25 protein-coding genes and 1 tRNA gene are annotated in these 25,177 nt (G+C 73.1%); 16 read left to right on the top strand and 10 right to left on the bottom strand.

Annotated elements, in window-relative coordinates; all coding sequences use genetic code 11:
• The first annotated feature begins 79 nt into the window (after positions 1–79).
• The 7 genes from N0B34_RS12720 (at position 80) to N0B34_RS12690 (ending at position 8,556) form a co-directional block, all read left to right on the top strand.
• Entirely contained in the window at positions 80–1,639 is a 1,560-nt protein-coding gene (locus N0B34_RS12720) for a Re/Si-specific NAD(P)(+) transhydrogenase subunit alpha (protein WP_263731768.1), read from the top strand.
• Between the two features lie 5 nt (positions 1,640–1,644).
• Positions 1,645–3,027 (top strand): Re/Si-specific NAD(P)(+) transhydrogenase subunit beta, encoded by a 1,383-nt coding sequence (pntB, locus tag N0B34_RS12715; protein ID WP_263731851.1) that lies wholly within the window; start codon positions 1,645–1,647, stop codon positions 3,025–3,027.
• Between the two features lie 89 nt (positions 3,028–3,116).
• Positions 3,117–4,397: a phosphopyruvate hydratase gene (eno, locus tag N0B34_RS12710; RefSeq protein WP_263731767.1), complete on the top strand. Its 1,281-nt coding sequence runs from the start codon at positions 3,117–3,119 to the stop codon at positions 4,395–4,397.
• Positions 4,398–4,616: 219 nt separating this feature from the next.
• Complete coding sequence (locus N0B34_RS12705) at positions 4,617–5,393, top strand: FtsB family cell division protein (protein WP_263731766.1); 777 nt, start codon at positions 4,617–4,619, stop codon at positions 5,391–5,393.
• Positions 5,394–5,558: 165 nt separating this feature from the next.
• The gene (locus tag N0B34_RS12700) at positions 5,559–6,071 is read left to right on the top strand and encodes a DUF501 domain-containing protein (RefSeq protein WP_263731765.1); all 513 of its coding nucleotides are present in this window, start codon (positions 5,559–5,561) and stop codon (positions 6,069–6,071) included.
• Between the two features lie 60 nt (positions 6,072–6,131).
• Complete coding sequence (locus N0B34_RS12695; RefSeq protein ID WP_318529988.1) at positions 6,132–7,082, top strand: Ppx/GppA phosphatase family protein; 951 nt, start codon at positions 6,132–6,134, stop codon at positions 7,080–7,082.
• 82 nt (positions 7,083–7,164) lie between these two features.
• Positions 7,165–8,556, top strand: coding sequence for a hemolysin family protein (locus tag N0B34_RS12690; RefSeq protein WP_263731763.1), 1,392 nt, complete (start codon positions 7,165–7,167; stop codon positions 8,554–8,556).
• Between the two features lie 20 nt (positions 8,557–8,576).
• Here the strand turns inward: N0B34_RS12690 and N0B34_RS12685 are convergent, their stop codons facing one another.
• Positions 8,577–9,479 (bottom strand): LysR family transcriptional regulator, encoded by a 903-nt coding sequence (locus N0B34_RS12685; RefSeq protein WP_263731762.1) that lies wholly within the window; start codon positions 9,477–9,479, stop codon positions 8,577–8,579.
• Positions 9,480–9,550: 71 nt separating this feature from the next.
• Here N0B34_RS12685 and N0B34_RS12680 point away from each other — a divergent pair, with 71 nt between their 5' ends.
• From N0B34_RS12680 to N0B34_RS12665, 4 genes are all read left to right on the top strand, one after another.
• Positions 9,551–10,483, top strand: a complete 933-nt coding sequence (locus N0B34_RS12680; RefSeq protein ID WP_263731761.1) for a DMT family transporter — start codon at positions 9,551–9,553, stop codon at positions 10,481–10,483.
• A gap of 129 nt (positions 10,484–10,612) precedes the next feature.
• The gene (locus tag N0B34_RS12675) at positions 10,613–12,055 is read left to right on the top strand and encodes an NAD(P)/FAD-dependent oxidoreductase (RefSeq protein ID WP_263731760.1); all 1,443 of its coding nucleotides are present in this window, start codon (positions 10,613–10,615) and stop codon (positions 12,053–12,055) included.
• 43 nt (positions 12,056–12,098) lie between these two features.
• Positions 12,099–12,175 (top strand) — tRNA-Leu (locus N0B34_RS12670).
• 84 nt (positions 12,176–12,259) lie between these two features.
• Positions 12,260–12,670, top strand: a complete 411-nt coding sequence (locus tag N0B34_RS12665) for a VOC family protein (RefSeq protein ID WP_263731759.1) — start codon at positions 12,260–12,262, stop codon at positions 12,668–12,670.
• Positions 12,671–12,696: 26 nt separating this feature from the next.
• Here the strand turns inward: N0B34_RS12665 and N0B34_RS12660 are convergent, their stop codons facing one another.
• Both N0B34_RS12660 and N0B34_RS12655 read right to left on the bottom strand, forming a co-directional pair.
• Positions 12,697–13,116 carry a PLD nuclease N-terminal domain-containing protein gene (locus tag N0B34_RS12660; protein WP_263731758.1) on the bottom strand — a complete coding sequence of 140 codons (420 nt, stop codon included), beginning with the start codon at positions 13,114–13,116 and terminating at the stop codon, positions 12,697–12,699.
• 48 nt (positions 13,117–13,164) lie between these two features.
• Positions 13,165–13,635 (bottom strand): MarR family winged helix-turn-helix transcriptional regulator, encoded by a 471-nt coding sequence (locus N0B34_RS12655; RefSeq protein ID WP_263731757.1) that lies wholly within the window; start codon positions 13,633–13,635, stop codon positions 13,165–13,167.
• 112 nt (positions 13,636–13,747) lie between these two features.
• Between N0B34_RS12655 and N0B34_RS12650 the strand changes: the two genes are divergently transcribed.
• On the top strand, positions 13,748–14,986 hold the full coding sequence (locus tag N0B34_RS12650) for an MFS transporter (RefSeq protein ID WP_263731756.1): 1,239 nt from the start codon (positions 13,748–13,750) through the stop codon (positions 14,984–14,986).
• Positions 14,987–15,010: 24 nt separating this feature from the next.
• Here N0B34_RS12650 and N0B34_RS12645 read toward each other — a convergent pair whose 3' ends face one another.
• Together N0B34_RS12645 and N0B34_RS12640 are read right to left on the bottom strand one after the other, a co-directional pair.
• Positions 15,011–15,883, bottom strand: coding sequence for an ABC transporter permease subunit (locus N0B34_RS12645; RefSeq protein ID WP_263731755.1), 873 nt, complete (start codon positions 15,881–15,883; stop codon positions 15,011–15,013).
• Positions 15,880–16,875 (bottom strand): ATP-binding cassette domain-containing protein, encoded by a 996-nt coding sequence (locus N0B34_RS12640; protein ID WP_263731754.1) that lies wholly within the window; start codon positions 16,873–16,875, stop codon positions 15,880–15,882. The genes N0B34_RS12645 and N0B34_RS12640 overlap by 4 nt, the downstream gene beginning before the upstream one ends.
• Before the next feature lie 220 nt (positions 16,876–17,095).
• Here N0B34_RS12640 and N0B34_RS12635 point away from each other — a divergent pair, with 220 nt between their 5' ends.
• On the top strand, positions 17,096–18,502 hold the full coding sequence (locus tag N0B34_RS12635; protein ID WP_263731753.1) for a cystathionine beta-synthase: 1,407 nt from the start codon (positions 17,096–17,098) through the stop codon (positions 18,500–18,502).
• 81 nt (positions 18,503–18,583) lie between these two features.
• A complete protein-coding gene (locus N0B34_RS12630; RefSeq protein ID WP_263731752.1) occupies positions 18,584–19,600 on the top strand; it encodes an acetylxylan esterase in 1,017 nt (338 codons plus the stop codon).
• On the opposite strand, the gene N0B34_RS12625 is transcribed toward N0B34_RS12630, so the two are convergent.
• Together N0B34_RS12625 and N0B34_RS12620 are read right to left on the bottom strand one after the other, a co-directional pair.
• Complete coding sequence (locus tag N0B34_RS12625) at positions 19,540–20,136, bottom strand: TetR/AcrR family transcriptional regulator (protein WP_263731751.1); 597 nt, start codon at positions 20,134–20,136, stop codon at positions 19,540–19,542. The genes N0B34_RS12630 and N0B34_RS12625 overlap by 61 nt on opposite strands.
• A 1-nt stretch (position 20,137) precedes the next feature.
• Positions 20,138–21,028 carry an alpha/beta fold hydrolase gene (locus N0B34_RS12620; protein ID WP_263731750.1) on the bottom strand — a complete coding sequence of 297 codons (891 nt, stop codon included), beginning with the start codon at positions 21,026–21,028 and terminating at the stop codon, positions 20,138–20,140.
• A gap of 154 nt (positions 21,029–21,182) precedes the next feature.
• Between N0B34_RS12620 and N0B34_RS12615 the strand changes: the two genes are divergently transcribed.
• Positions 21,183–21,587, top strand: a complete 405-nt coding sequence (locus N0B34_RS12615) for an FKBP-type peptidyl-prolyl cis-trans isomerase (RefSeq protein ID WP_263731749.1) — start codon at positions 21,183–21,185, stop codon at positions 21,585–21,587.
• 54 nt (positions 21,588–21,641) lie between these two features.
• On the opposite strand, the gene N0B34_RS12610 is transcribed toward N0B34_RS12615, so the two are convergent.
• Positions 21,642–23,231, bottom strand: a complete 1,590-nt coding sequence (locus tag N0B34_RS12610; protein ID WP_263731748.1) for an ATP-dependent DNA ligase — start codon at positions 23,229–23,231, stop codon at positions 21,642–21,644.
• Between the two features lie 117 nt (positions 23,232–23,348).
• Between N0B34_RS12610 and N0B34_RS12605 the strand changes: the two genes are divergently transcribed.
• Positions 23,349–23,786 (top strand): YdeI/OmpD-associated family protein, encoded by a 438-nt coding sequence (locus N0B34_RS12605; RefSeq protein WP_263731747.1) that lies wholly within the window; start codon positions 23,349–23,351, stop codon positions 23,784–23,786.
• Between the two features lie 34 nt (positions 23,787–23,820).
• Here the strand turns inward: N0B34_RS12605 and N0B34_RS12600 are convergent, their stop codons facing one another.
• Positions 23,821–24,063 (bottom strand): hypothetical protein, encoded by a 243-nt coding sequence (locus N0B34_RS12600; RefSeq protein ID WP_263731746.1) that lies wholly within the window; start codon positions 24,061–24,063, stop codon positions 23,821–23,823.
• 423 nt (positions 24,064–24,486) lie between these two features.
• A complete protein-coding gene (gene msrA / locus N0B34_RS12595) occupies positions 24,487–25,155 on the bottom strand; it encodes a peptide-methionine (S)-S-oxide reductase MsrA (protein WP_263731745.1) in 669 nt (222 codons plus the stop codon).
• Between the last annotated feature and the right edge of the window lie 22 nt (positions 25,156–25,177).

Here is a 25,177-nt window from a genome sequence, read left to right as displayed (position 1 = left end):
TTGGTCCAGTGCTCCGTCGTGGCGTGGTGAGGACCATGGGACGGCCTGTTGCTGCAGGCCACAGCCAGAGGAGTGATCGATGCTGATCGGGATCCCGACGGAGTCTCGACCCGGGGAACGGCTGGTGGCCGGCACGCCACGCACCGTCGCGGGTCTGGTGAAGCTGGGCTACGACGTCGTGGTGCAGGCCGGTGCAGGTGCGGCCGCCAGCATCCCGGACGAGGCCTACGTGGCGGCGGGCGCGCGCGTGGCCGACGCGGCGGCCGTCTGGGCGGCGGACGTGGTGACCGCGGTGAACACGCCCTCCGATGCGGAGCTGGCCGGCCTGCGGTCCGGGCAGGTGCTCGTGGCCAGCCTCGCCCCCGCGCTGCACCCCGAGCTGGTGCAGACCCTGTCCGAGCGGGGCGTCACGGCGCTGGCGCTCGACGCGGTCCCGCGGATCAGCCGGGCGCAGGCGCTCGACGTGCTGTCCACCATGTCCAACGTCGCGGGCTACCGCGCCGTGATCGAGGCGGCCGCCGAGTACGGCGGCATGTTCACCGGCCAGGTGACCGCCGCCGGCAAGACGGCACCGGCCACGGTCTTCATCATCGGCGGCGGCGTCGCGGGGCTCGCGGCGATCGGTGCGGCGGCCTCGCTCGGGGCGCAGGTGCGGGCGTTCGACGTGCGCCCCGAGGCCGGTGAGCAGATCGAGTCCCTCGGCGCGACCTTCGTGCAGGCGTCCGCCGCAGCGCAGCAGGAGCGGTCGGCCACCGGCTACGCCGCAGCGCTGACGGAGGACCAGGAGAAGGCCACCCTGGCCCTGTACGCGGCCGAGACGGCCCGCGCGGACATCGTCATCACCACCGCGCTGGTGCGGGGCCAGGCGCCGCGCACCATCACCGCGGAGATGGTCGCCGCGATGCGGCCCGGATCGGTGATCGTCGACCTGGCCGCCTCCGGCGGCGGCAACTGCGAGCTGACGGTGCCGGGGGAGCGGGTGGTCACCGACAACGGCGTGATCATCCTCGGCTACACGGACCTGACGAGCCGCATGCCGCAGCACACGTCGCAGCTGTTCGGCACCAACGTGGTCAACCTGATGGCGCTGCTGACCCCCGGCAAGGACGGGCAGCTGGTGCTGGACCTGGACGACCCGGTGCAGCGCGGCATGACGGTGACGCGGGACGGCGAGGTCCTCTGGCCACCACCGCCCGTGCAGGTCTCGGCCGCACCCGCGGCAGCCCCAGCGGCGGCCGACGAGCGCACCCCCGAGCAGCGGGCCGCCGAGGCAGCCGCCAAGAAGGCCGCCGCCTCCCGCCGCAGCCTCACGCTGATGGTGACCGCGGGTGCCGTGCTGGCGATCGCCCTGGCGTTCACCGACGTCGCGTTCCTGGCGACGTTCACGGTGTTCGTGCTGGCCGTCTTCGTCGGCTACTACGTCATCAGCAACGTCAGCCACTCGCTGCACACCCCGCTGATGTCCCAGACCAACGCGATCTCCGGGATCATCCTGGTCGGCTCGCTGCTGCAGATCGGCTCGGCGGACACCCTGGTCACGGTCCTCGCCGTGGTCTCGGCGGCCATCGCCAGCATCAACGTCTTCGGAGGCTTCCTGGTCACGTACCGGATGCTCGGCATGTTCCGGAAGGGTGCGTGACCGAAGTGAGTCTCACCACGGTGGCCCAGGCCGCCTACCTCGTGGCGGCCGTCCTGTTCATCCTGTCGCTGGCGGGCCTGTCCAAGCAGGAGACCGCCCGCCGCGGCAACGTCCTCGGCATGGTCGGCATGGGCGTCGCGCTCGTCGCCACCATCGTCCTGTCCCTCAAGGACTCGGTGCGGTCGCCGTGGGTGACGGCGCTGCTCATCGCGCTGGTGCTGGTGGTCGGTGCCGTGATCGGCACGTGGCGCGCCCGCACCGTCGAGATGACCCAGATGCCCGAGCTGATCGCGATGCTGCACAGCTTCGTCGGCGCCGCGGCCGTGATCATCGGCTACAACTCGTACCTCACGGAGAAGGCCGGCGGCGCGCACCTGGTCGAGGTGTTCCTCGGGGTGCTGATCGGTGCGGTGACGTTCACCGGCTCGATCATCGCGTTCCTCAAGCTGTCGGCCCGCATCAAGTCGAACCCGCTGACCCTGCCGGGTCGCAACTGGCTGAACCTCGGCGCACTGGTGGTGTCCTTCGCGCTGATGGGCTGGTTCGTCGCGGCACCGTCGATCTGGCCGCTGGCGATCATGACGGTCATCGCGCTGGCCCTCGGCCTGCACCTGGTCGCCGCGATCGGCGGCGGCGACATGCCGGTGGTCGTGTCGATGCTGAACTCGTACTCCGGGTGGGCCGCGGCCGCCGCGGGCTTCATGCTCGGCAACGACCTGCTGATCGTCACCGGCTCCCTGGTCGGCTCCTCCGGTGCGATCCTCTCCTACCTGATGTGCAAGGCGATGAACCGGTCGTTCATCTCCGTGATCCTGGGCGGGTTCGGTGCCGAGGGCGGCAAGGTGTCCGCTGCGGCGGTCGGTGGCGAGCACCGCGAGGTCAGCGCCGCCGAGGCGGCCGAGCTCCTCTCGTCGTCCCGGTCGGTCATCGTCACCCCCGGCTACGGCATGGCCGTCGCCAAGGCGCAGTACCCGGTGGCCGAGCTGGTCACCCGCCTGCGCGAGAAGGGCGTCACCGTCCGGTTCGGGGTGCACCCGGTCGCCGGCCGCCTGCCCGGGCACATGAACGTGCTGCTCGCCGAGGCGAAGGTGCCCTACGACATCGTCCTGGAGATGGACGAGATCAACGACGACTTCAAGGACACCGACGTCGTCCTGGTGATCGGCGCCAACGACACCGTGAACCCCGCCGCGCTGGAGGACCCAGGCTCGCCGATCGCCGGCATGCCGGTGCTGCACGTGTGGGAGGCGCACCAGGTGATCGTCTTCAAGCGGTCGATGGCCACCGGCTACGCGGGCGTGCCGAACCCCCTCTTCTACCGGGAGAACACCGCGATGCTGTTCGGCGACGCCAAGACCCAGGTGGAGGCCATCCTCGCTGCTCTCTGAGGGCCTTTCGGCCCAAGGTCCTGGCGCTCGGCGACGGTGCCCGCACTAGGGTGGTTTCGCAAACCCACCATCTGTCCGAAGGAGCACCCATGGCCACCATCGAGGCCGTCGGCGCCCGCGAGATCCTCGACTCGCGCGGCAACCCCACCGTGGAGGTCGAGGTCGCCCTCGACGACGGCACCCTGGCTCGTGCGGGCGTCCCGTCGGGCGCCTCCACCGGCGCCTTCGAGGCCGTGGAGCGTCGTGACGACGACAAGGGCCGGTACCTCGGCAAGGGCGTCACCGGTGCGGTGCAGTCCGTGATCGACGAGATCGCCCCGGAGCTCATCGGCTACGAGGCGACCGAGCAGCGCCTGGTCGACCAGGCCCTCATCGACCTGGACGGCACGCCCAACAAGGGCAAGCTCGGCGCCAACGCCATCCTCGGCGTGTCCATCGCCGTCGCCAAGGCCGCGGCCGACTCGGCCGACCTGCCGCTGTTCCGCTACCTCGGCGGCCCGAACGCGCACGTGCTGCCGGTCCCGATGATGAACATCCTCAACGGTGGGTCGCACGCCGACTCCAACGTGGACATCCAGGAGTTCATGGTCGCGCCGTTCGGCCTGCCGACGTACAAGGAGGCGCTGCGTGCCGGCGCCGAGGTGTACCACTCCCTCAAGAGCGTCCTGAAGAGCAAGGGCCTGTCCACGGGCCTCGGCGACGAGGGCGGCTTCGCCCCCAACCTGCCGAGCAACCGTGACGCGCTCGACCTCATCGTCGTCGCCATCGAGAAGGCCGGCTACGTGCCGGGCAAGGACGTCGGCCTCGCGCTGGACGTCGCCTCGACGGAGTTCTTCTCCGAGGACAAGTACGCGTTCGAGGGCCAGAAGCTGCAGTCGGCCGCGATGATCGAGTACTACGAGAAGCTCGTCGCCGACTACCCGCTGGTCTCCATCGAGGACCCGCTGGCCGAGGACGACTGGGAGGGCTGGCAGGCCCTCATGGAGCGCATCGGCTCCAAGGTGCAGATCGTCGGCGACGACCTGTTCGTCACCAACCCGGAGCGCCTGGCCAAGGGCATCAAGCTGTCGGCCGCCAACGCCCTCCTGGTCAAGCTGAACCAGATCGGCACCGTGACGGAGACGCTCGACGCGATCGAGCTGGCCCAGCGCAACGGCTTCCGCACCATGACCTCGCACCGCTCCGGCGAGACCGAGGACACCACCATCGCGGACCTGTCCGTCGCGTCGAACGCCGGCCAGATCAAGACCGGTGCGCCGGCCCGTGGCGAGCGCATCAACAAGTACAACCAGCTGCTCCGCATCGAGGAGGAGCTCGACGACGCCGGCACCTACGCCGGTGCGTCCGCCTTCCCGCGCTTCCAGCGCTGAGGCGTTCCGCAGCTCAGCACCACCCCGAGGGCCGGTGACCGTCAGGTCGCCGGCCCTCGGCGCGTCCGGGTGCGGACACGTGCGGGGCGCCGACCACGCGCTCCGCCGGACCGCGGGCGCTCGCTGGCGCCGGGACGAGGCGTCGTCCGCCGCGCCCGGACACGGCGGAGCGGCACGGGGTACCCGGGGTTGGTGACCCACCGGGGCACAATCGAGCACATGCCGTCCGCCCGTCGTCCCGCCGCGCCCGGCGCGCGGTCGGCGGGCACGCCCCGGGTGGCCGAGCGGGCGGCGTCGGCCGCCGCGCCGCGCACCACCCCAAGGACGGGCGCCCCGCCACGGACCACCGCGCCGCGCACCAGCCCGCCGCGCGCGTCCCGCCGTCCGGCTGCTGCTCGGGCGTCGACCCGACCGTCGTCCATCACCCCGCCTCGCGGCACGCCGCGCGCCGAGGTGGTCCAGCAGCGGCTCCCGCGGATGCTGACCGTGCGCGCCATGGTGCTGGGTCTGGTGCTGCTGCTCGCGTTCGTGCTGGTGTACCCGACGCTGCACTCGTACCTGGAGCAGCAGACGCAGCTGGCGCAGCTGCGCGCCCAGGTGGCCGCGGCGCAGCAGCACAACTCCGACCTGCAGGCGGACCTGAAGCGTTGGGACGACCCGGCGTACGTCAAGGCGCAGGCGCGGGAACGGCTCAACTTCGTGATGCCGGGCGAGAAGGCCTTCCGGGTGGTGGACCCGCAGACCGTGCCGGACACGGCGCCGAACACGCCGACCACGGGCGCGCAGGACGGCTCGGCCGCGGTGGGCTCGACGCAGCCGTGGTACCTGGACGTGTGGCAGTCGGTCCGGGCTGCGGGTGCGGCTGCGGCGCCGACGACCGCGCCCACGGCGGGCGGGGTGCCGACGACCCGGGCGACGTCGGGGGCGACCTCCGCGCCGACAGATGTGCCGACGGGGGCGCCGACCGCGGCGCCGACCGGCGCAGCCAAGCCTTGAGTCCTCCCCTCCGGGGGCGGAGCGGCGGGTCGGCTGCACTCGACGGGCGGGCCGGCGTGCGGCGAGGTGCGCAGCTGCCGGTTCGCGGCGTCCGACGACGGCCGAGGCGTCGCGCGACTGCGGTCAGGGACAATGGAAGCCCCCTCCCGACAGGACGCCCTCCCGATGACCGAGCAGCACGTGCCGCCGTACCCCGCCGTCGACCCTCGTGACCTGGCGGTGGTGACGGAGCAGCTGGGGCGGCCCGCCCGGGGTGTCGTGCGGATCGCCGCACGGTGCGTCTGCGGGCGCCCGACGGTGGTGCAGACGGCGCCGCGGCTGGACGACGGCACCCCGTTCCCGACGACGTACTACCTGACCAACCCCCAGGCGGTCGCGGCGGTGAGCACGCTCGAGGCGACGGGTCTGATGAAGGAGCTGACGGCACGGCTCGCGGTCGACGAGGAGCTGGCGGCGGGGCATCGTCGGGCGCACGAGGCGTACCTGGCCGACCGTGAGGCGCTGGGCCACGTGCCCGAGATCGCGGGGATCTCCGCCGGGGGGATGCCGACGCGGGTGAAGTGCCTGCACGTGCTCGTCGGTCACGCGCTGGCGGCCGGTCCCGGGGTGAACCCGGTCGGTGACGAGGTGCTCGCCCTGATCAGGGACACGTGGCGGCCCGACAGGTGCACGTGCTGAGCCGCTGAGGGCAGGCCGGACGGCCCGGCCGGTGTCCGGGGCGGATGGCACGATGTGCCGGTGACACGCGTGGCAGCCATCGACTGCGGGACGAACACCATCCGGCTCCTGGTGGCCGACCTCGACGTGGCGGCCGGCACGCTGACCGAGGTGGTGCGGCAGGCCGAGATCGTCCGGCTCGGTCAGGGCGTGGACCGGACCGGTGAGCTGGCTCCCGAAGCGCTGGCCCGCACGCTCGACATGACGGCCCGCTACGCCGCCACCTGCCGCGAGCACGGGGTCGAGGCGGTGCGGTTCGTCGCGACGTCGGCGACGCGGGACGCCCGCAACCGGGACGAGTTCGTCTCGGGGGTACGCGGCGCGCTGGGCGTCGACCCCGAGGTGGTGACGGGTCACGAGGAGGCCGCCCTCTCGTTCCGTGGGGCCACCGGGGTGCTCGCCGCGACGCATCCGGGACCCTTCCTCGTCGTCGACCTCGGCGGTGGCTCGACCGAGCTGGTGCTCGGCACCCGCGAGCCCGAGGCGGCGGTCTCGATGGACATCGGGTCCGTGCGGCTGACCGAGCGGCACCTGCGGTCCGACCCGCCCACCGCGGAGCAGATCGCCGCAGCTCGCGCCGACGTGGCCGCGGCGCTCGACGAGGCGGAGCAGACGGTGCCGCTGGGCCGGACGGTCACGCTGGTCGGCCTGGCGGGGTCGGTCACCTCGGTGACCGCCCACACGCTGGGGCTGCCCAGGTACGACCGGACGGCGATCGACGGCGCCGTGCTCGACGTCCGCACCGTCCTGGCAGCCTGCGACGACCTGCTGCACCGCAGCCGTGCCGAGCGCACCGCCCTCGGCTTCATGCACCCGGGACGGGTCGACGTGATCGGCGCCGGGGCCCTCATCTGGTCCGAGGTGATCGGCCGGGTGCAGGCAGAGGTGGCGGGGGAGGGCCGACGGCTGACCGAGGTGGTCACCAGCGAGCACGACATCCTCGACGGCATCGCCTGGAGCATCGCCGGCTGACGGCGTCGTGCCCCGCAGGGGAGGGCGCGTCCGTCCGTCGCGTTGTGCCTAGGCTGGAGCTTCACCGACCCCGGGATGAGACGTGACCACCGAGATCTGGACAGACATCGCCCTGGTCCTCCTGTTCATCGGCATCGGAGGGCTGTTCTCCGGCACCGAGCTGGCGCTGGTGTCGCTGCGCGAGAGCCAGCTGGTGCAGCTGGACAAGCAGGGCGGCCGTGGCGCCCGCGTCGCACGCGTGGCGCGCAACCCGAACCGGTTCCTCGCGGCGGTGCAGATCGGCGTGACGGTGGCCGGCTTCTTCTCGGCGGCGTTCGGTGCCTCGACGCTGGCGCCGCACGTCACGCCGGTGCTGGTGCGCTGGGGGCTGTCGCAGGGGGCGGCCGACACGGTGGGGCTGATCGCGCTGACGCTGGTGATCGCGTACCTGTCGCTGGTGCTCGGCGAGCTGGTGCCGAAGCGGCTGGCGATGCAGCGGCCGGCGAAGGTCGCCACCGCCGTGGGCTCGGCGGTCGACCGCCTCGCCTGGGTGATGACGCCGGTGATCTGGTTGCTGTCCGTGTCCACCAACGGTGTGGTGCGACTGCTCGGCCAGGATCCGAAGGCCAAGGGTGAGGCGGTGACGGACGAGGAGCTGCGCGACCTGGTCGCCACCCACCCGGACCTTCCCGAGGACGAGCGCCGGCTGATCGACGACGTGTTCGACGCGGGTGACCGGCTGCTGGTCGAGGCGATGCGTCCGCGCGGTGAGGTCCGGTTCCTGTCCGCCGCGCAGTCGGCGGTCGACGCGGCGGCGGAGGTGCGGCAGCTGCCCTACTCCCGCTACCCGGTCACGGGGACGGACTTCGACGACGTGGTCGGCTTCGTGCACGTGCGGGACCTGCTCGCGGCCGTGGCGGACGTCGCGGTGGACCTGGGTGACGGGGTGCGCGACGAGCCGGAGGCGACCGTCGGGGACGTGGCCCGGCCCATCCCGTCGCTGCCCGGCACCAACAAGGTGCTGCCGACGCTCTCGAGCATGCGTCGGACGGGTACCCACATCGCCCTGGTGGTGGACGAGTACGGCGGCACGGACGGCATCGTCACCCTGGAGGACCTGCTCGAGGAGCTGGTCGGCGACATCGTCGACGAGCACGACGTGAAGCCGGAGACGAGCGGCACGGGGCCGGACGTCGACGCGCGGCTGACCCTCGAGGAGTTCGCCGACCGGACCGGCGTGCTGCTGCACGACGGCCCGTACGAGACGGTCGCGGGGTACGTGCTGTCGAGGCTCGGCCGCATGGCGGCGATCGGCGACCGGGTGCCGGTGGAGACGGTGCGCTCGGGGCTGACCAACGCGACGCTGCAGGTCACGGCGGTGGACGGGCACCGTGTGGCGGCCGTGCGTCTGGACCCGGAGGGTGATCCCACCGTGCTGCAGGGCCGGGTGCCGGGCTCCGCCGCGCACGGCGACGAGCCGCCGGCGACCGACTGAGCGCTCGACCGGCTAGGCCGTCACGGCCTGTCGGCGGCCTCGGTCAGCCGGCTGGCGATGTCGCGGATCGCGCCGAGCGTGCTGCTCACGGATCTGCGCAGGGTGCGTTCCGGTCGCACCAGGGCGTCGACGCGCCGGGCGACGTGCAGGTCGCGCAGCGGACGGAGCACCAGGTCCGGCCGGACCGGTGCGGTGTAGCGGGGCATCAGCGCGATGCCGCCGCCCGCTGCGACGACGGCGGCCGCGACGGTGAAGTCGTTGATCCGGTGGCGGAGCTGCGCCGGCCGGCCTGCGGCGGCGGCGATCGCCTCGAGGGACCCGAGCAGCGGGTAGCCGCTCTGCACCGCGATCCACGGCTCGTCGCCGACGTCCGCCACGGACAGCTCGGCTCGGCCGGCGAGCGGATGACCCACGGGGAGGGCGACGTCGAGGGGCTCGTGCAGGAGCGGGGTCACCGACGTGCCCGCCGGCCACGGCGCGCTGTGGTCGGGGCGGTGGGCGATGACGATGTCGTGGTCGGCGGTGAGCGCCGGGAACCGGGCCTGCTCGACGTCCTGGTCGGCGAGCTCGAGGACGGCGTCCCCGCCGGCTCGGAGCAGTCGCGGGAACACGGTGGCGGCCGCGCTGTGGAAGGCCGCGACCCGCACCGTGCCGCGCGGGTCCGCCAGGTGCTCGTCGACGGCGCGCTCGGCGCGGGCCAGAGCGGTGGCGACGTCGGCGGCGGCTGCCGCGAGGGCGCGCCCGGCGTCCGTCAGGACGAGCGTGCGACCGCGGCGCTCGGTGAGCGCGACCGCGGCGCTGCGCTGCAGGGCGGCCAGCTGCTGCGACACCGCCGACGGGGTGACGAAGAGCGCGGCGGCGACCGCGGTCACGCTGCCGCGGTCGCCGAGCTCCCGGAGAACGGCGAGCTGGCGCAGATCCATGAAGCGATTCTAAAGGAACGATCCAGAAACTCATCGTTGATCTTCATGGTCCGGACCTGGAAGGTCGTCCGGTGCTCACCACTCGGTCCCGCTCGGCCGTCGACGCAGTGCTGCTGGGCGTCGCGCTCGTTTGGGGCAGCAGCTACCTGGTGGCGAAGGAGCTGACCGCGGTGGCCCCGGTCGTCGTCGTCCTGGCGCTGCGCTACGTGATCTCGGCAGTCGCGCTCGCGGCGGTGGGCATGGCGCGCCGCATGCCGCTTCCGCGCGGCGCCGAGCTGTGCACCGGCATGCTGCTGGGCTGCACCCAGGCCGCGGTGCTCACCCTCGAGACCTTCGGCGTCGCGGCGACGTCGGCCACCAACGCCGGTCTGATCATCAGCCTGACCATCGTCGTCACCCCGGTCCTGGAGAGCCTGTGGTCGCGCGCCTGGCTGCCGGTGCCGTTCTTCGTCGCCGCGGTCCTCGCCGTGCTGGGCGTGGCGCTGCTGGTGTCCGGTCGCGGCTTCCGCGCTCCGACGCTGGGCGACCTGCTGATGCTCGCCGCCGCGGCGGTCCGCGCGGTGCACGTCAGCCTGATCGGTCGGCTCACCCGCGGCCGGCAGCACAGCTCGCTGTCGCTCACCACGGCGCAGGCCGTGGTCGGCGCCGTGCTCCTCAGCGCCATCGCCGGCGGCCGCCTCGCCTCGACCGTGCCGCACCTGTCGCTCCTCGGCTGGAGCCGGCTGGCCTACCTCGCGCTGGCGTGCAGTGTGTTCGCCTTCCTCGCGCAGACGTGGGCCATCCGGCGCACGTCGGCCAGCCGGGCCAGCCTGCTGCTGGGGACCGAACCGCTGTGGGCCGTCGCGGTCGGCGTCAGCCTCGGCGGCGAGCCGTCGACGGCGCTCGGCGTCGTCGGAGCGGCCCTGATCGTCGCGTCCACCACCTGGGGCCAGCAGGTCGAACGTCGCCACCGGCTCGCCGTCGGGGCGCCGGCCCCGCAGCTCGTGATTGCCGGCGAGGGCTGACCGCGCTGCCCTCGACCGGCACCCGCACCGGGCCGGTCCCCCTGCTGCGCCGGCCCTGGGTGCGCGCTGTGCGGAGGATCACGCGACGCCGCCTCGGCGGGGACGAAAGTCCCGGTTTACGGTTGGGACATGTCCGATCCCGCTGCCGTCCAGGGTTCCGCACCGGTCCCGTCGGAGGCGCCCACGCGTCCGGCCAAGCCGCGCAAGTCGCCTCGGGTGCTCATCCTCGGCGGCGGCACGGTGGGGCTGTACACCGCCCGCCGGCTGCGGCGGCGCCTGGGCCGACGGGACGCGGCGATCGTCGTCGTCGACCCGCGCTCGTACATGACCTACGCGCCGTTCCTCCCCGAGGCGGCCGCCGGGTCGATCGACGCGCGCAACGTCGTGGCCCCGCACCGGCGGGCGCTCAAGGGCGTCGACGTCCTGCAGGGCAAGGTGACACGGATCGAGCACGGCGGCCGACGGGTGCAGATCACCCCCGAGGAGGGCGACCCGTACTGGGTGCAGTACGACCACCTGGTCGTCGGCCTCGGCTCGGTGGCGCGGACGCTGCCGATCCCCGGTCTGGCGGAGGAGGGCATCGGCTTCAAGACGGTCGAAGAGGCCATCGCGCTGCGCAACCACGTGCTCGACCGGATCGACCTGGCGGCCAGCACGTGGGACCCCGAGCTGCGGCGCCGCATGCTGACCTTCGTCTTCGTCGGCGGCGGCTTCGCCGGGGTCGAGGCGCTCGCCGAGGTCGAGGACCTGGCGCGCTACACGGTGCAGCACTACAAGCAGGTCGAGGAGGACGAGCTGCGGTTCGTCCTGGTCGAGGGCTCGCCGCGCATCCTCCCGGAGGTCAGCGAGGAGCTCGGCGGCTACACCCTGGAGCAGCTGCGCAAGCGCCGCATCGAGATCTACCTGTCCACGTTCCTCAACTCCTGCGTCGGCGGGCACATCGTGCTGTCCGACGGCACCGAGTTCGACACCGAGACGGTCGTGTGGACGGCGGGCGTCAAGGCGAACCCCGTGCTCGCCGACTCCGACCTGCCGCTGGACAAGACGGGCCGCGTCATCACCAACGCGTACCTGCAGGTGACCACCGCGGACGGCGACGTCATCCCCGACGCGTACGCCGCGGGTGACTGCGCGGCGGTCCCGGACCTGGTCAACCCCGGCAAGACGTGCCCGCCGAACGCCCAGCACGCGCTGCGCCAGGGCAACCACCTGGGCGACAACCTGGCACGTGTCCTCAGCTCCGCGCCGCCGACGGAGTACAAGCACAAGAACATCGGCGCCGTCGCCTCGCTCGGCATGTACAAGGGCGTCGCGCAGATGTTCGGCAGGATCAAGGTGCGCGGGTTCCTCGCCTGGGTGCTGCACCGCACGTACCACGTGTTCGCCATGCCGACGGTGAACCGCAAGGTCCGGATCATGATGGGCTGGACGTCGTCGCTGCTGCTGCGCCGCGAGGTCGTCTCGCTGGGCGCCCTGCAGGACCCCCGTGCCGAGTTCCGCGCCGCGGCGGTGCGGCCGAAGCCGAAGCCGGCAGCGGAGCAGGCGAGCTCGTCGGTGGCCGGCGCCCGCTGAGCCGTCCGACGCGGTGGCCGCCGGCTGGCACGATGGGGCTCGCGCCCCCGTAGCCCAACCGGCAGAGGCGGCCGGCTTAAAACCGGCTCAGTCCGGGTTCGAGTCCCGGCGGGGGCACCAGGGCGCGCACCGCCGCGCGGCACCGGGCGCCCCATGCGGCCGCACGGGGCGCTGGTTGTCGGACCCCGGTGGGACGGTCGCCGGATGAGTCTCACGTTCGCGATGCTCGTCCTCGAGGTCCGCGACCTGCGGCGCTCCATCGACTTCTACCGGCTGCTCGGGCTGGACGTCCCGGACCCGCGGCCGGATCGCCCGGTGTCGATCTGCCGGCTCGGGCACGGCGCCAAGCTGGTGCTCACCGAGTCGTTCGCGGCACGGTACGACCCGGACTGGGCACGCCCGGAGCGCGGTTACCAGCAGCTGGTGGAGTTCTACGCCGGTGACGACGCCGCGGTCGACGCTGAGTGGGCCCGGCTCACCGGGGCCGGCTACCACGGGCGGATGGCCCCGACCCAGACCGCCGGGCCCTATGCGGCGATGGTGGACGACCCGGACGGCAACGTCATCCTGCTGACGTCCGACGAGGCGGCGCGTCCGGACGCGGGGACCGCGTAGCGCGGCTGGTCAGGGGCGCGTGGGACTCAGTGGTCCGCGGCGGGCGGAGGGGTGCCCCGGTCGTCATCGTCCCGCTCAGCCAGACGGCGCTCGCGCTCGCGCAGCCGGTCCTCCCAGGCGCGCAGCAGCTTCTCGTGCTCGGCGTTCGACTCGGCGATCCCGGCGAGGAACGCCGGGTCGTCGTCGGGTGCGACGGGGCGGGGCCGCTCGTACTCCGGGAAGCCGGCCGTGGCGGTCGACGGCCAGGGGACGCGACGTGGCCCCGGCCCGACCGGCCTGCCCGCCACGAGCCAGGCGACGCCGCCGACCAGCGGGAACAGCAGGATGAGGACGATCCAGCCACCCTTGGGCAGGTTCCGGACGGCGCCCGGGTCGGCCTGGATGCAGTCGATCAGGCAGAAGACGAGCAGCGCCAGGTCCAGGGCGAACGGCAGCACGCGCAGCATGGGGCGGACGGTAGCGGAGGACGCGGCCGCGCGGGTGCGGTTCGGGGCTCAGGAGTCCAGGTGCGCGTCGAGGTCTGCGTTGAGCCGTCGCAGCATGTGCGCCAGCGTGCCGAGGTCCTCCTCGGACCAGGTCGACAGCACCTCGTGGTAGACGGCGTTGCGCGCCGCCCGGGTGCGTGCGAGCGCGTCGAGACCCTCCGACGTCGCGGAGATCACCTGGTGCCGTCCGTCGCGCGGGTCCTTGCCGCGGCGGACGTGGCCGGCCTCCTCCATCGCGACGACCTGCCGGGTCACCGTCGACCCGTCGAGCCGCAGCTCCTCCGCGATGCGGGTGATGGTGGAGGGTCCGTTCGACTCCAGCAGCCGCAGGGCGAGGTAGGCGGACCGCTCGAGGGTCCCGTCCATCAGGCGGGAGCGGCGACGGTTCCGGTCCGAGAGACGCAGCAGCAGCGCCACCTCGGTCTCGATGCGCCCGATCCGGTCGTCGGACCTCTGGGCCGTCTGGGCCGTTGCCGTCATGACACATCCCCCTGAACCAGGTGTATGGTACAAGTAAATCACTGGTGCATACAGCAATCGATGCACCGGCCGCACGACGAGGTGCGCACCACCGTCCCCCACAAGGAGCCGCATGAGCGCCGCCACTCGCGACGAACCGCACCGCACCGCCATCTACGCCACCGCGCTGACCGCCTTCTTCGCGATCGCGGGCATCGCCGTGGTCGATCCCATCCTGCCCGTCATCGGCAGCTCGCTGGGCGCTTCCACGTGGCAGATCGAGCTGCTGTTCACGGCCTACATCGCCGTGATGGCCCTCGGCATGGTGCCGGCGGTGATGTCCACCGGGCGGTTCGGGTACAAGAAGGTGCTCACCGCCGGGGTCTCGGTCGTGGCGGTCGCCGCGCTGGCGGCGTCGGCGGTCGGTGGCATCGGGCAGCTCGCGGCCCTCCGTGGCCTGTGGGGCCTGGGCAACGCCATGTTCTTCGCGACGGCGATGAGCCTGCTCGTGGCGCTCGCCCGGCAGAGCGAGTGGGTGGTCGAGCTCTTCGAGACGTGCGTCGGCCTCGGGTTCGCCGTCGGACCGCTGATCGGCGGGCTGCTCGGCAGGATCAGCTGGCGCGTGCCGTTCCTGGCGTGCGGCGTGCTGATGGTCGCGGCTGCCGTCATGTCGGTGTCCCGGCTGCGAGACCCCGACGAGCGGCCGTCCCGGCTGCGGTTCGCAGACGTGGTGGCCTCCTACCGCAAGCCCGCGTTCATCGCCCTGTGCGTGCTGACGGCGACCTACAACTTCGCATTCTTCGTCGTGCTCGGCTACACGCCCGTCGCCCTGCGGCTGTCCGTGGTGCCGCTCGGCCTCGTGTTCACCGCCTGGGGCATCGGCCTCGCGTTCGGCATCCTGGTGGTCGGCCACCGCCTGGCGCACCGCATCGGCGCGGTGGCGACCGTCGGGCTGGCCGTGCTGGTGCTGGCCGGCTGCCTCGTCGGCCTCGCGCTGTCGACCACCACCGCGGTGTCGATCGTGGTGCTGGTGCTGGCCGGCGTCTGCATGGGCATCTGCAACGCCAACCTCACCGACCTGGCGCTGGCCACCGGCCTGCCGGACCGTCGCTCCACCACCGGGGCGTTCAACCTGGTGCGGTGGGGTTTCGCCGCGCCGGCGCCGGTGATCTCCGGCCTGGTCGCCGAGCACTCCGGGCTCAAGGCCCCGTTCTGGGTGGCCGTCGTCGTGCTCGGCGTGGGTCTGGTCGTGTTCGCGCTGACGAGCCACGTGATGGCGCGCGCGGTGGGCGAGCGGGTGCTGTGGTCGCGCTGGAACAACCGGGCGCGGGCCGCCGAGCTGAGCCCGGAAGAGGCGATGGGCGAGCTCTGACCGAGAGCCGCTCGGTGGTGCCGGTCAGGCGTCGCGCGAGCGCAGCCGGACCGCCGCGAACGCGAGGATGACCACCACCCACACGACGAGCACGCCGTAGCCCTGCCAGGCGGTCAGGTGCACGTGGTAGAGGTTCGCGTCGTTGGTCGCCGTGATCTGCTGCTCCGTCATGGTCAGCCGGCTGCCGGCCGAGGCGGGCAGGAACGGCGTCACGTGCTGCAGCCACTTCCACACGACCTGGGCGAGCACGTTGATCGCGTTCTCGATCACCAGCAGCAGCGTCAGCACCACGCCGAGCGCCGCCGCCGAGTGCCGCAGCAGGGCGCCGAGGGCGAAGGCGAACAGCGTCGTCGTCGCCAGGTACAGCGCTGTGCCCAGCACGATGCGCTGCACCTGCGGGTCGCCGGCGTCCAGGCTGCCTCCCTTCGAGTGCAGGATCGCCGAGGCCAGCGCCGCGCTGGTCAGCACCGTGACGAGGGTGAGCACGAGCGTCACCACGGCCACGACGACGGCCTTGGCCCACAGCACCGGCAGACGCGTGGGGACGGCGGTCAGGCTGGCGCGGATCATGCCGGTGCTGTACTCGGACGTGACGGTGAGCACGCCGAGGACCGCCAGCGGGATCAGCGCGAGCTGGGCCCCCGCGTTCAGCGGCAGCAGCGCCATCTGCGTGCCGCTCAGCTGGTCGCCCGTCACGTTCGAGCTGCGCAGCCCGAAGGAGACGAGCGTCACGAGCCCGATGAACACGACGGCGGTCAGGGCCAACGTCCAGTAGGTCGACCGCACCGTCCAGAACTTCAGCCACTCGGAGCGCAGCACGTGCAGCGGGCTCAGCCGCAGTGACGACGTGGGCTCGGCTGCCGGGGTCGTCTGCGGGGTCGTCGTCACGGTGCTCATCGCACGTCCTCCTGCGCGTCGATCGGCGCGTGGCTCGGGGCGGTGGTCGGCACCGTCGGCGGCGTGCCGGTGGGGGTCGCCGGGCCGCCGACGCCGGAGTGGTACTCGACCTCCTCGGCGGTCAGGGCCAGGTAGGCCTCCTCGAGCGAGCCGCTGACCGTGGTGAGCTCGTGGAGCACGATGCCGTGCGCCGCGGCCGCCTCGCCGACGGCCTCCGGTCCGGTGCCGACCACCTGCAGCACCCCGGGCTCCGCGCTGTCGACGGTGGCGCCCGACCGCCGCAGCACGTCGGCCAGCTCGGTGGCGCGCGGGCTGCGCACGCGGACGGTCGAGTGCGTCGCGCCCGCGACCACCTGCTCGACGGGGGCGTCCGCGATGATCCGGCCCCGGCCGATGACGATGATGTGGTCCGCGGTGACGGCCATCTCGCTCATCAGGTGCGAGGAGAGGAACACCGTCCGGCCCTGCGCCGCCAGGTACTTCACCAGCGTGCGGACCCAGATGACGCCCTCGGGGTCCAGGCCGTTCACCGGCTCGTCGAGGATCAGCGTGTGCGGGTCGCCGAGCAGCGCCACGGCGACGCCGAGCCGCTGGTTCATGCCGAGGGAGAAGCCGCCGACCCGCTTGCCGGCGACCGCACCCAGGCCGGTCAGCTCGATGACCTCGTCCACACGACGGTCGCCGATGCCGTGGGTGGCGGCCATGGCCTGCAGGTGTGCGCGCGCCGTGCGTCCCGGGTGGACGGCACGGGCCTCGAGCAGAGCACCGACCTCGGTCAGCGGCGACCGGTGCGCGGCGTAGCGCTTGCCGTTGACGGTCACGTCGCCGGCGGTCGGCCGGTCGAGGCCGACGATCATCCGCATCGTGGTGGACTTGCCCGCCCCGTTGGGGCCGAGGAAGCCCGTGACCCGTCCGGGCTGCACCGTGAAGCTGGCCCCGTCCACCGCGGTGGTGTGCCCGTACCGCTTCGTCAGGCCGTGTGCCTCGATCATCGCCGTCCCGCCCGCATCGTCCGACCGTCCGTCTCGTCCTGTGAGGTGGGGGCCGGAGACCTGCGGACCACGCCGACCGCTCGACGACCCCAGACGACCGTAGGTGACGGGGGCTCGCCATGGGGTCGGTTTGACCGACCAGATACCGGGTCGACGCCCAGGGCCGCCGTCCGGCCGGTGTGGCCGTCGGCGAGCAGGGCAGCGATGAGAAGGTGGGCCGGTGACGTACGCGCAGCACATCTCCGAGCTGGTGGGGCACACGCCGCTGGTCCGGCTGAACGCCGTGACGGAGGGGCTGTCGGCCACCGTCCTGGCGAAGGTCGAGTACCTCAACCCGGGCGGGTCGGTGAAGGACCGGATCGCCGTGCGGATGATCGAGGCGGCCGAGCAGTCCGGCGCGCTGCGCCCCGGCGGCACCATCGTCGAGCCGACCAGCGGGAACACCGGCGTCGGGCTCGCGCTGGTCGCGCAGCGCAAGGGGTACCGCTGCGTGTTCGTCTGCCCGGACAAGGTGAGCCAGGACAAGCGCGACGTGCTGCGCGCGTACGGAGCCGAGGTCGTCGTCACCCCCACCGCGGTGCCGCCGGACCACCCGGAGTCGTACTACTCGGTCTCGGACCGCCTGGTCCGCGAGATCGAGGGCGCGTGGAAGCCGGACCAGTACTCCAACCCGAACGGCCCGGCGAGCCACTACGCGAGCACCGGGCCGGAGATCTGGGAGGGCACCGAGGGGACGATCACCCACCTCGTCGCCGGCGTGGGGACCGGTGGCACCATCACCGGCACGGGCCGCTACCTGCACGACGTGTCGGCGGACCGGCCGGCGGAGCGCGGGGGACGGGTCCGTGTTGTCGGCGCGGACCCCGCCGGGTCGGTGTACTCCGGCGGTGACGGGCGGCCGTACCTGGTCGAGGGCGTGGGGGAGGACTTCTGGCCCCGCGCGTACGACCCGTCGGTGCCGGACGAGATCATCCCGGTGTCCGATGCCGACTCGTTCGCGATGACGCGGCGGCTCGCGCGCGAGGAGGCGCTGCTGGTCGGTGGCTCGTCCGGGATGGCGGTCGAGGCGGCCCTGCGGCTGGCGCGCCGGCTGCAGGACGAGGACCCGGTGGCGGCGGCGCGAGCGGTGGTCGTCGTCCTGCTGCCCGACGGCGGGCGCGGCTACCTGTCGAAGATCTTCAACGACTCGTGGATGCGCTCGTACGGCTTCCTCGCGGCGGGGGAGGGTGCGACGGTGGCCGACGTGCTGCGGACCAAGACGGGTGGGATGCCGGACCTGGTGCACACCCATCCGACCGAGACGGTGCGGGACGCGATCGAGATCATGCGCGAGTTCGGTGTGTCGCAGATGCCGGTGGTCGGCGCCGAGCCGCCGGTGAAGATCGGCGAGGTGGCCGGGTCGGTCAGCGAGCGCAGCCTGCTCGACGCGGTGTTCGGCGGCTCGGCGGCGCTCGCGGACCGGGTGGACCGGCACATGTCCCCGGCACTGCCGCTGATCGGCTCCGGCGAGCCGGTGGACGCCGCGCGGGCGGCGCTGCAGGGCGCCGACGCGCTGATGGTGGTGCAGGACGGGCAGCCGGTCGGCGTGCTCACCCGGCACGACCTGCTGGGGTTCCTGGCCCGCTGAGCCGGGGCGCCGGCACCCTCGCGCGGTGCTCTAGCCTCGTCCCCGGCGCGCCGGTGCGGCGCGTGCGAGACGAGGAGCAACGTGGCGATCTTCGACCTGTCCCTGCCGGAGCTGCGGGCGTACCTGCCCGAGCTGGACGAGCCCGCCGACCTGGACGACTTCTGGTCGCGGACGCTGGCCGAGGCGCGGGGGCACGACCTGGCGCTCACCGTCGAGCCGGTCGACACGGGGCTGCGGCTGGTCGAGGCGTTCGACCTGACGTTCGCCGGCTTCGGCGGGGACCCGATCCGCGCGTGGCTGACCCGGCCCGCGGGGGTGACCGAGCCGCTGCCGGCGGTCGTCGAGTACATCGGCTACGGCGGCGGCCGCGGCTTCCCGCACGAGCACCTGGCCTGGGCGGCCGCCGGCTACGTGCACCTGCTGATGGACACCCGCGGGCAGGGCTCGACCTGGGGGACAGGTGGTCACACGCCCGACCCGGAGGGCAGCGGCCCGGCCGCGAACGGCGTGATGACCCGTGGCGTCCTGGACCCGGCGACGTACTACTACCGGCGGCTGATCACCGACGCCGTGCGTGCGGTCGACGCGGTCCGCGCGCTGCCCGGCGTCGACCCGGCCCGGGTGGCCGTCACCGGCGGCAGCCAGGGCGGCGGGCTGGCGCTCGCGGTGTCCGGGCTCGCGGACGACCTGGTGGCGGCGATGCCCGACGTGCCGTTCCTCTGCCACTTCCCGCGGGCGATGGCCATCACCGACAACTTCCCGTACGGGGAGGTGGTGCAGTACCTCGCCGTGCACCGCGACCAGGTGGACCAGGTGCTGCGCACGCTCTCCTACGTCGACGGCGTGCACCTCGGGCGGCGGGCGTCCGCACCGGCGCTGTTCTCCGTCGCGCTGCGCGACCAGACGTGCCCACCGTCCACCGTCTTCGCGGCGTACAACCACTACGGGACGCTGGCCGTCGGCGCCCGGCCCGACCGGGACATCGAGGTGTACGAGTTCAACCAGCACGAGGGCGGGCTGGGGTACCAGCTCGACCGTCAGCTGCGCTGGCTCGCCGACGTCCTGGCCAGCGCCCCGACCAGCCCCGTCACCAGGTAGTCGAAGCTGACCTCGAGGTCGTCGGGCATGCCGAAGCCCCCGGCCGCCTCGAGGACGACGAACCCGTGAACGGCGGACCGGACCGCGCGGACGGCGTCCACGTGCCGGTCCGCCGGCACGCCGAGCTCGCCGACGGCCCGGGCGACGACGGCCACGCTGCGGGCCGCTGCGGCCTGCAGCTGGGTCGCCTCCTCGGGCACACCCAGCAGCTCGGTCTGCGTCGCGGCGTAGCGGCCGGGGTGGTCGTGGGCGAACCGTCGCATCGTCCACGCCAGCGCGACCAGCGCGTCGGCGCCGTGACGACCTCTCGCGGCCTCGTCGAGGGCGTCGGCGAGCTGCTCGATGCAACGCTGGGCGACCGCTCGGCGCAGCGCAGGCAGACCGGCGACGTGCTTGTACAGGCTCGGCACCGCGACCCCCGCACGTGCCGCCACGGCAGCGAGCGTCAGGTCGGCGTAGCCCGTCGGGCCGCCGTCGTCGACCACCGCGAGGGCGAGCCGGACGACGGCCTCCGGGTCGAGGCCGGCGCGCGGCACGTCAGCGGTCCGCCGGGTCGGTGTGCGCTCCGCGCGTGGGGACGACCAGGCGACCTGACGCGTCGCGCGGCCGCTCGGCGAGCCAGCCCAGGGTGGCGGGCGCGACGTCGTCCGCGGCCTGGTGGTGCGGGTAGTGCGCCGCGTCGTCCAGGAAGACCGTGCGGGCGTCGAGCGTCTGCTCGATCCACACCGCCTCGGCAGCCGGGTCGCGCAGGTCGGGGTCGCGGCGGCCGATGAAGGCGAGCACGGGGGCGTGGACGTCGCCGAGACGGGCCTCGACCGGGGCGTGGGTGAGCTGGAGGGTCAGCCGGCGGAACTGGCGCAGGTGCGCCGGGTCGCTCATCGCGGTGCGGATCGCGGCGAGGTGCTCGTCGAACCACGGTGCACGGCGGCCTCGGCTCAGCGGGGACCGGTAGTAGCTCGCCCACAGGGCGGCGCCCCACGGCCGGACGAACATCGCGCGGTAGGCGGCGTGCATCACGTGCTCGAGGAGCGGGCTCGTCGGGGGGTTGCGCAGGAGCGGGCCGGAGAGGACCAGGCCGGCGACGAGGTCGGGGCGCTCGGCGGCCACCCAGGCGACCGAGGCGGCGCCCATGGAGCTGCCGATCAGCACCGCGGGACCACCGAGGTGCTCGACCAGCGCGATGACGTCCGAGCCGGTGGCGAGGTCACCGTGCAGGCGGAACGTGGTGTCCGAGTCGCCGTGGCCACGCAGGTCGGTGACGGCCGTGCGGTAGCCCGCGGCGACGAGCGGGGTGACGAGGTCTCGCCAGGTGCCGCGAAGGTCACCCATGCCGGGGACCAGGACGACGAGGGGGCCGTCGGCCGGACCCTCGACGGTGTACGCGATCCGGCCCTCAGGCCGGTCGAGGAGCTCGGTGTGGTTCGTCATGACCAGAAAGCTAATGCCATTAGCCAAGTCTGGCAAGAGGTCGGATGAGCGTTGTGCGGCTCGGGCAGGGCAGGATGTCCGGGCACCCGGCCGCGCGGTCGGGGCCACCGGCCGCGCACGTGGCCGGACCACGAACCGGTGAGGAGACATCCCCATGGCCGCAGTGCTGCCCGAGGCCTCGGGCTCGTTCGGAGACAAGCCCACGCTGACCTTCCCGGACTCGGCGGCGCCCGCCGAGCTCGAGGTGCAGGTGCTCAGCCGTGGCGACGGCGACCTGGTCGAGGCGGGTCAGGACATCGAGGTGAACTACCTCGGTCAGAGCTGGGGCGGCCGGGTGTTCGACAACTCGTACGACCGTGGCGAGTCGATCAGCTTCCCGATCGGCGTCGGCGCCGTCATCGCGGGCTGGGACGAGGGACTCGTCGGCCAGCAGGTCGGCTCCCGTGTGCTGCTGTCGATCCCGTCGCACCTCGGGTACGGCGACCGCGGCGTGCCGCAGGCCGGCATCCGCGGCGGCGACACCCTCGTGTTCGTCGTGGACATCCTCGGCACCCACTGACCCGCTCGTCGACGGCGCGGCCCCTGCTTGGCGGGGTGCCGCGCCGTCGTCGTCTCAGGACGAGGATTCGTCCTCGGTGACCTGCCGCACCGGCCCGGCGAGGGCCAGCACCGTCTCGATGGTGTCCGCCTCATCTGCCGGCTTGTCGTCCCGGTAGCGCAGCACCCTGGCGAACCGCAGCGCCACGCCGCCCGGGTAGCGCGACGAGCGCTGCAGCCCGTCGAACGCCACCTCCACCACCTGTTCCGGCCGCAGGTGCACCACCCAGCCGTCGTCGGAGGTCGCCAGCTCGCGGAACCGCTCGGTCTGCCAGGCGAGCATCGCGTCCGTCATGCCCTTGAACGTCTTGCCGAGCATGACGAACCCGCCCGAGCCGTCGCGCGCGCCCAGGTGGATGTTCGACAGCAGGCCGGCTCGCCGACCGGAGCCCCGCTCGACCGCCAGCACGACGAGGTCCAGGGTGTGCCGCGGCTTCACCTTGACCCACGCGGCGCCGCGCCGACCGGCCTCGTAGGGGGCGTCGACGGCCTTGACCACCACGCCCTCCTGCCCGTCGGCCACCCACGCGGCGAACTGCCGCTGCGCCTCGGCGGGATCGGACGTGACCAGGCGCTGCACCACGTGGCCTGCCGCGACCGAGTCCAGCACCGCGAGCCGTTCACGCAGCGGTGCGTCGAGCAGGTCGTGGCCGTCGAGGTGCAGCACGTCGAAGAAGAAGGGCGTCAGGGCCGTGCCGGCCGCCACGTCGGCGTCCCGGGTCGCGGTGCGGGACGAGGTCTCCTGGAACGGCCGCGGGCGGCCGTTCTCGTCGAGCGACAGCGCCTCGCCGTCCAGCACCAGCGACTGCGCCGGCATGGCGCGGACGGCCGCGACCACCTCCGGCACCCGGTCGGTGATCTCGTCGAGGCTGCGCGTGAACACCTGCACCTCGTCCCCATCCCGGTGCACCTGGATGCGGATGCCGTCGAGCTTCACGTCGACCACGGCCGGCCGGTCGGTCGCGCCGTCGACGCCCAGCGACGTGAACGCCGCCGCGACGTCCGGAGCCGACTGGGCGAGCATCGGCCGCACCCCGCGGCCCACTGTGAGACCGAACCGTTCCAGCGCCGCGAGAGCACCGGGCCCGTCCGGCGCACCCAGGGCGGCCACCGCGACGGGTGCCGAGTCGCCGGCGAGCATCGCCGCTCGGCGCACGGCCGCCTCGGGCACGGCGGCTGCCGCCGCGACGGCATCGAGCACCAGCGCGTCCAGGGCTCCCTGTCGCAGCTCACCGGTGACCAGGCCGCGCAGCAGGCGCTGCTCGGTGTCCGTTGCCGCGCCGAACAACCGTGCGGCGGCCGCCGTCCGGGCTGCCGCGGAGCCGGCACCGGAGAGCGACGCCATCCTCTCGAACACCGCATCGACCTCGACGAGCGTCAGGCTCGGCTCGGCTGCCGGAGCGGGCAGGCCGGCAAGCGACCGCCAGCCCAGGCCGGTGCGCCGCTGCCGCAGCTGCCCGGCGAGGTAGCGGGTGGCCAGCGCGACATCGTCCGGCCCGTCGTCCGCCGCGGCGCGCAACGTCGCCGCGAGTGCTTCGCGCTTGGCCAGCCGGGACCGGGTGGCGGCCACGGCCGCCGACGTCTCCGCGATCTGCACCAGGCGCATGGCCGTCATGGTGCCGCGGGCCACCGACATGCGCCCGATGTCGTCGCCGTGCCGCCAGCGGTGCGTGCACGTCCCGACGCTGTTTACATGTCAGGGACGCCGACCGACGATGGCGCGATGCACCTGGTGAGCGAGCTGACCGCCACGGGCGGCACGACGACGGGCATCCGGATCCCCGACGAGGCGGTGACCGAGCTCGGCGGAGGCAACCGACCCAAGGTCGTCGCGACGGTGAACGGCCACACCTGGCGGACCAGCATCGCCCGGATGGGCGGCGCCTTCTGGCTGGGTGTCAGCGCCGAGAACCGCGCCGCCGCGGGCCTGAGCGCGGGCGACGAGGTCGAGCTCGACGTCGAGCTCGACGCCGCGCCGCGCACCGTCGACGTGCCGGACGACCTCGCGGCAGCCCTCGCGGCCGACCCTGCTGCCAAGGCGGCCTTCGATGCCCTGAGCTACTCGCAGCAGCGCCAGCACGTGCTCGCCGTCGCGTCCGCCAAGAAGCCGGAGACGCGCGCACGCCGCATCGCCTCGACGATCGACGCGCTGAAGGGCTGAGACGCCGGACGCCCCCATCGGTGAGCGCGTTTGCTCATTCCACGGGCGCGCAGCGCAGACGGGTTCCCGCCAGCTCCTCGATCTGCGCCTTAAGGCCCGGAGCCACGTCCGTGGGTGAGCCCAGCGCTCGCACTCTGATGCGCGACGGCGGCGTGCCGATGAGTGCCACCTGCGTGGCGGGCTGGAACTCACGGATCAGGAAGGCGGCGCGATCGAAGTCGTCGTCCGCGAATCGTGAAGTGCCGCCCGTTGCCACGAGGTCGAACTCGTACGCCACGGCCGGAGCGTACTCAGCTGGTGCTGGACCAGGAGGACCCAGGCAGACGAGCAGGCCAGCGACGAACGACCCGCGACGCGCGCATCATCTGCGTGTGAGCGACGACTCCGCGTCCATGGAATGTCAACGCTGCCACCGAGCCGTCGTCGGAGACCGGGCCGACTACGAGGCGTTCGAGTGCATGCACTGGTCGTGCTTTCACTTCGAGTTCGAGCACAGGAGCGCACCTGACGTCGCGTGCGGTGACCCTTGTTGCCCAGCACGCGCCTTCGACCCCGCAGGCTTGCCAACCTGGTTCGAGGGTCGCAGCTGACGTGCTGCTTGCGGGGGCCGTCTCGGACCAGGCGCATGAGCACTGACGGGTACGCCAGCGCTCTGCAGGGCCGGTCGTCCCCGCATCGGCAAAGGACGACCGGCGTCCGGTCAGGCGCCCGTCGGGATCGGGCAGGCCACCCCGGTCGAGTTGATCGGGCAGTACCCGGCGGGGTTCTTGTCCAGGTACTGCTGGTGGTACCCCTCGGCGTAGAAGAACGGCCCGGCGTCGGCGGCCGGCCGGATCTCCGTCGTGATGTCGCCGTACCCGTTCGCCCGCAGCCGCGGCGCGAACTCCGTGCGCGTCGCCAGCGCCGCCGCCTGCTGCTCGGGCGTCGTGGTGTAGACGGCCGACCGGTACTGGGTGCCGACGTCGTTGCCCTGCCGGAAGCCCTGCGTGGGGTCGTGCTCCTCCCAGAAGTGCCGCAGCAGGTCCACGTCGCTCAGCTTCGTCGGGTCGTAGGCGACCAGCACCGTCTCGGCGTGCCCGGTGCGGCCGGTGCACACCTCCTCGTACGTCGGGTTGGGGGTGTACCCGCCCATGTACCCGACCGCGGTGGTCACCACGCCCGGCAGCTGCCAGGCGGCCTTCTCGGCGCCCCAGAAGCAGCCCGACGCGAGGTACAGCACCCGCGTGCCGTCCGGCCAGGGGCCGGCGAGCGGGGTGCCGAGCACCGTGTGGGTCGTCGGGACCTCGAACGCGGGGGACTCCCGGCCCGGCAGCGCGTCGGCACGCTCCACCATCGTCGTGCGCAGCGCGGATCCGAACAGCCAGCTCATGTCTCGCTCCTTTCCAGCCCGT

The organism is Cellulomonas sp. SG140 (genome assembly GCF_025770785.1).
Taxonomy (GTDB): domain Bacteria; phylum Actinomycetota; class Actinomycetes; order Actinomycetales; family Cellulomonadaceae; genus Cellulomonas.
This window is presented reverse-complemented; position numbering and strand designations above follow the sequence as displayed.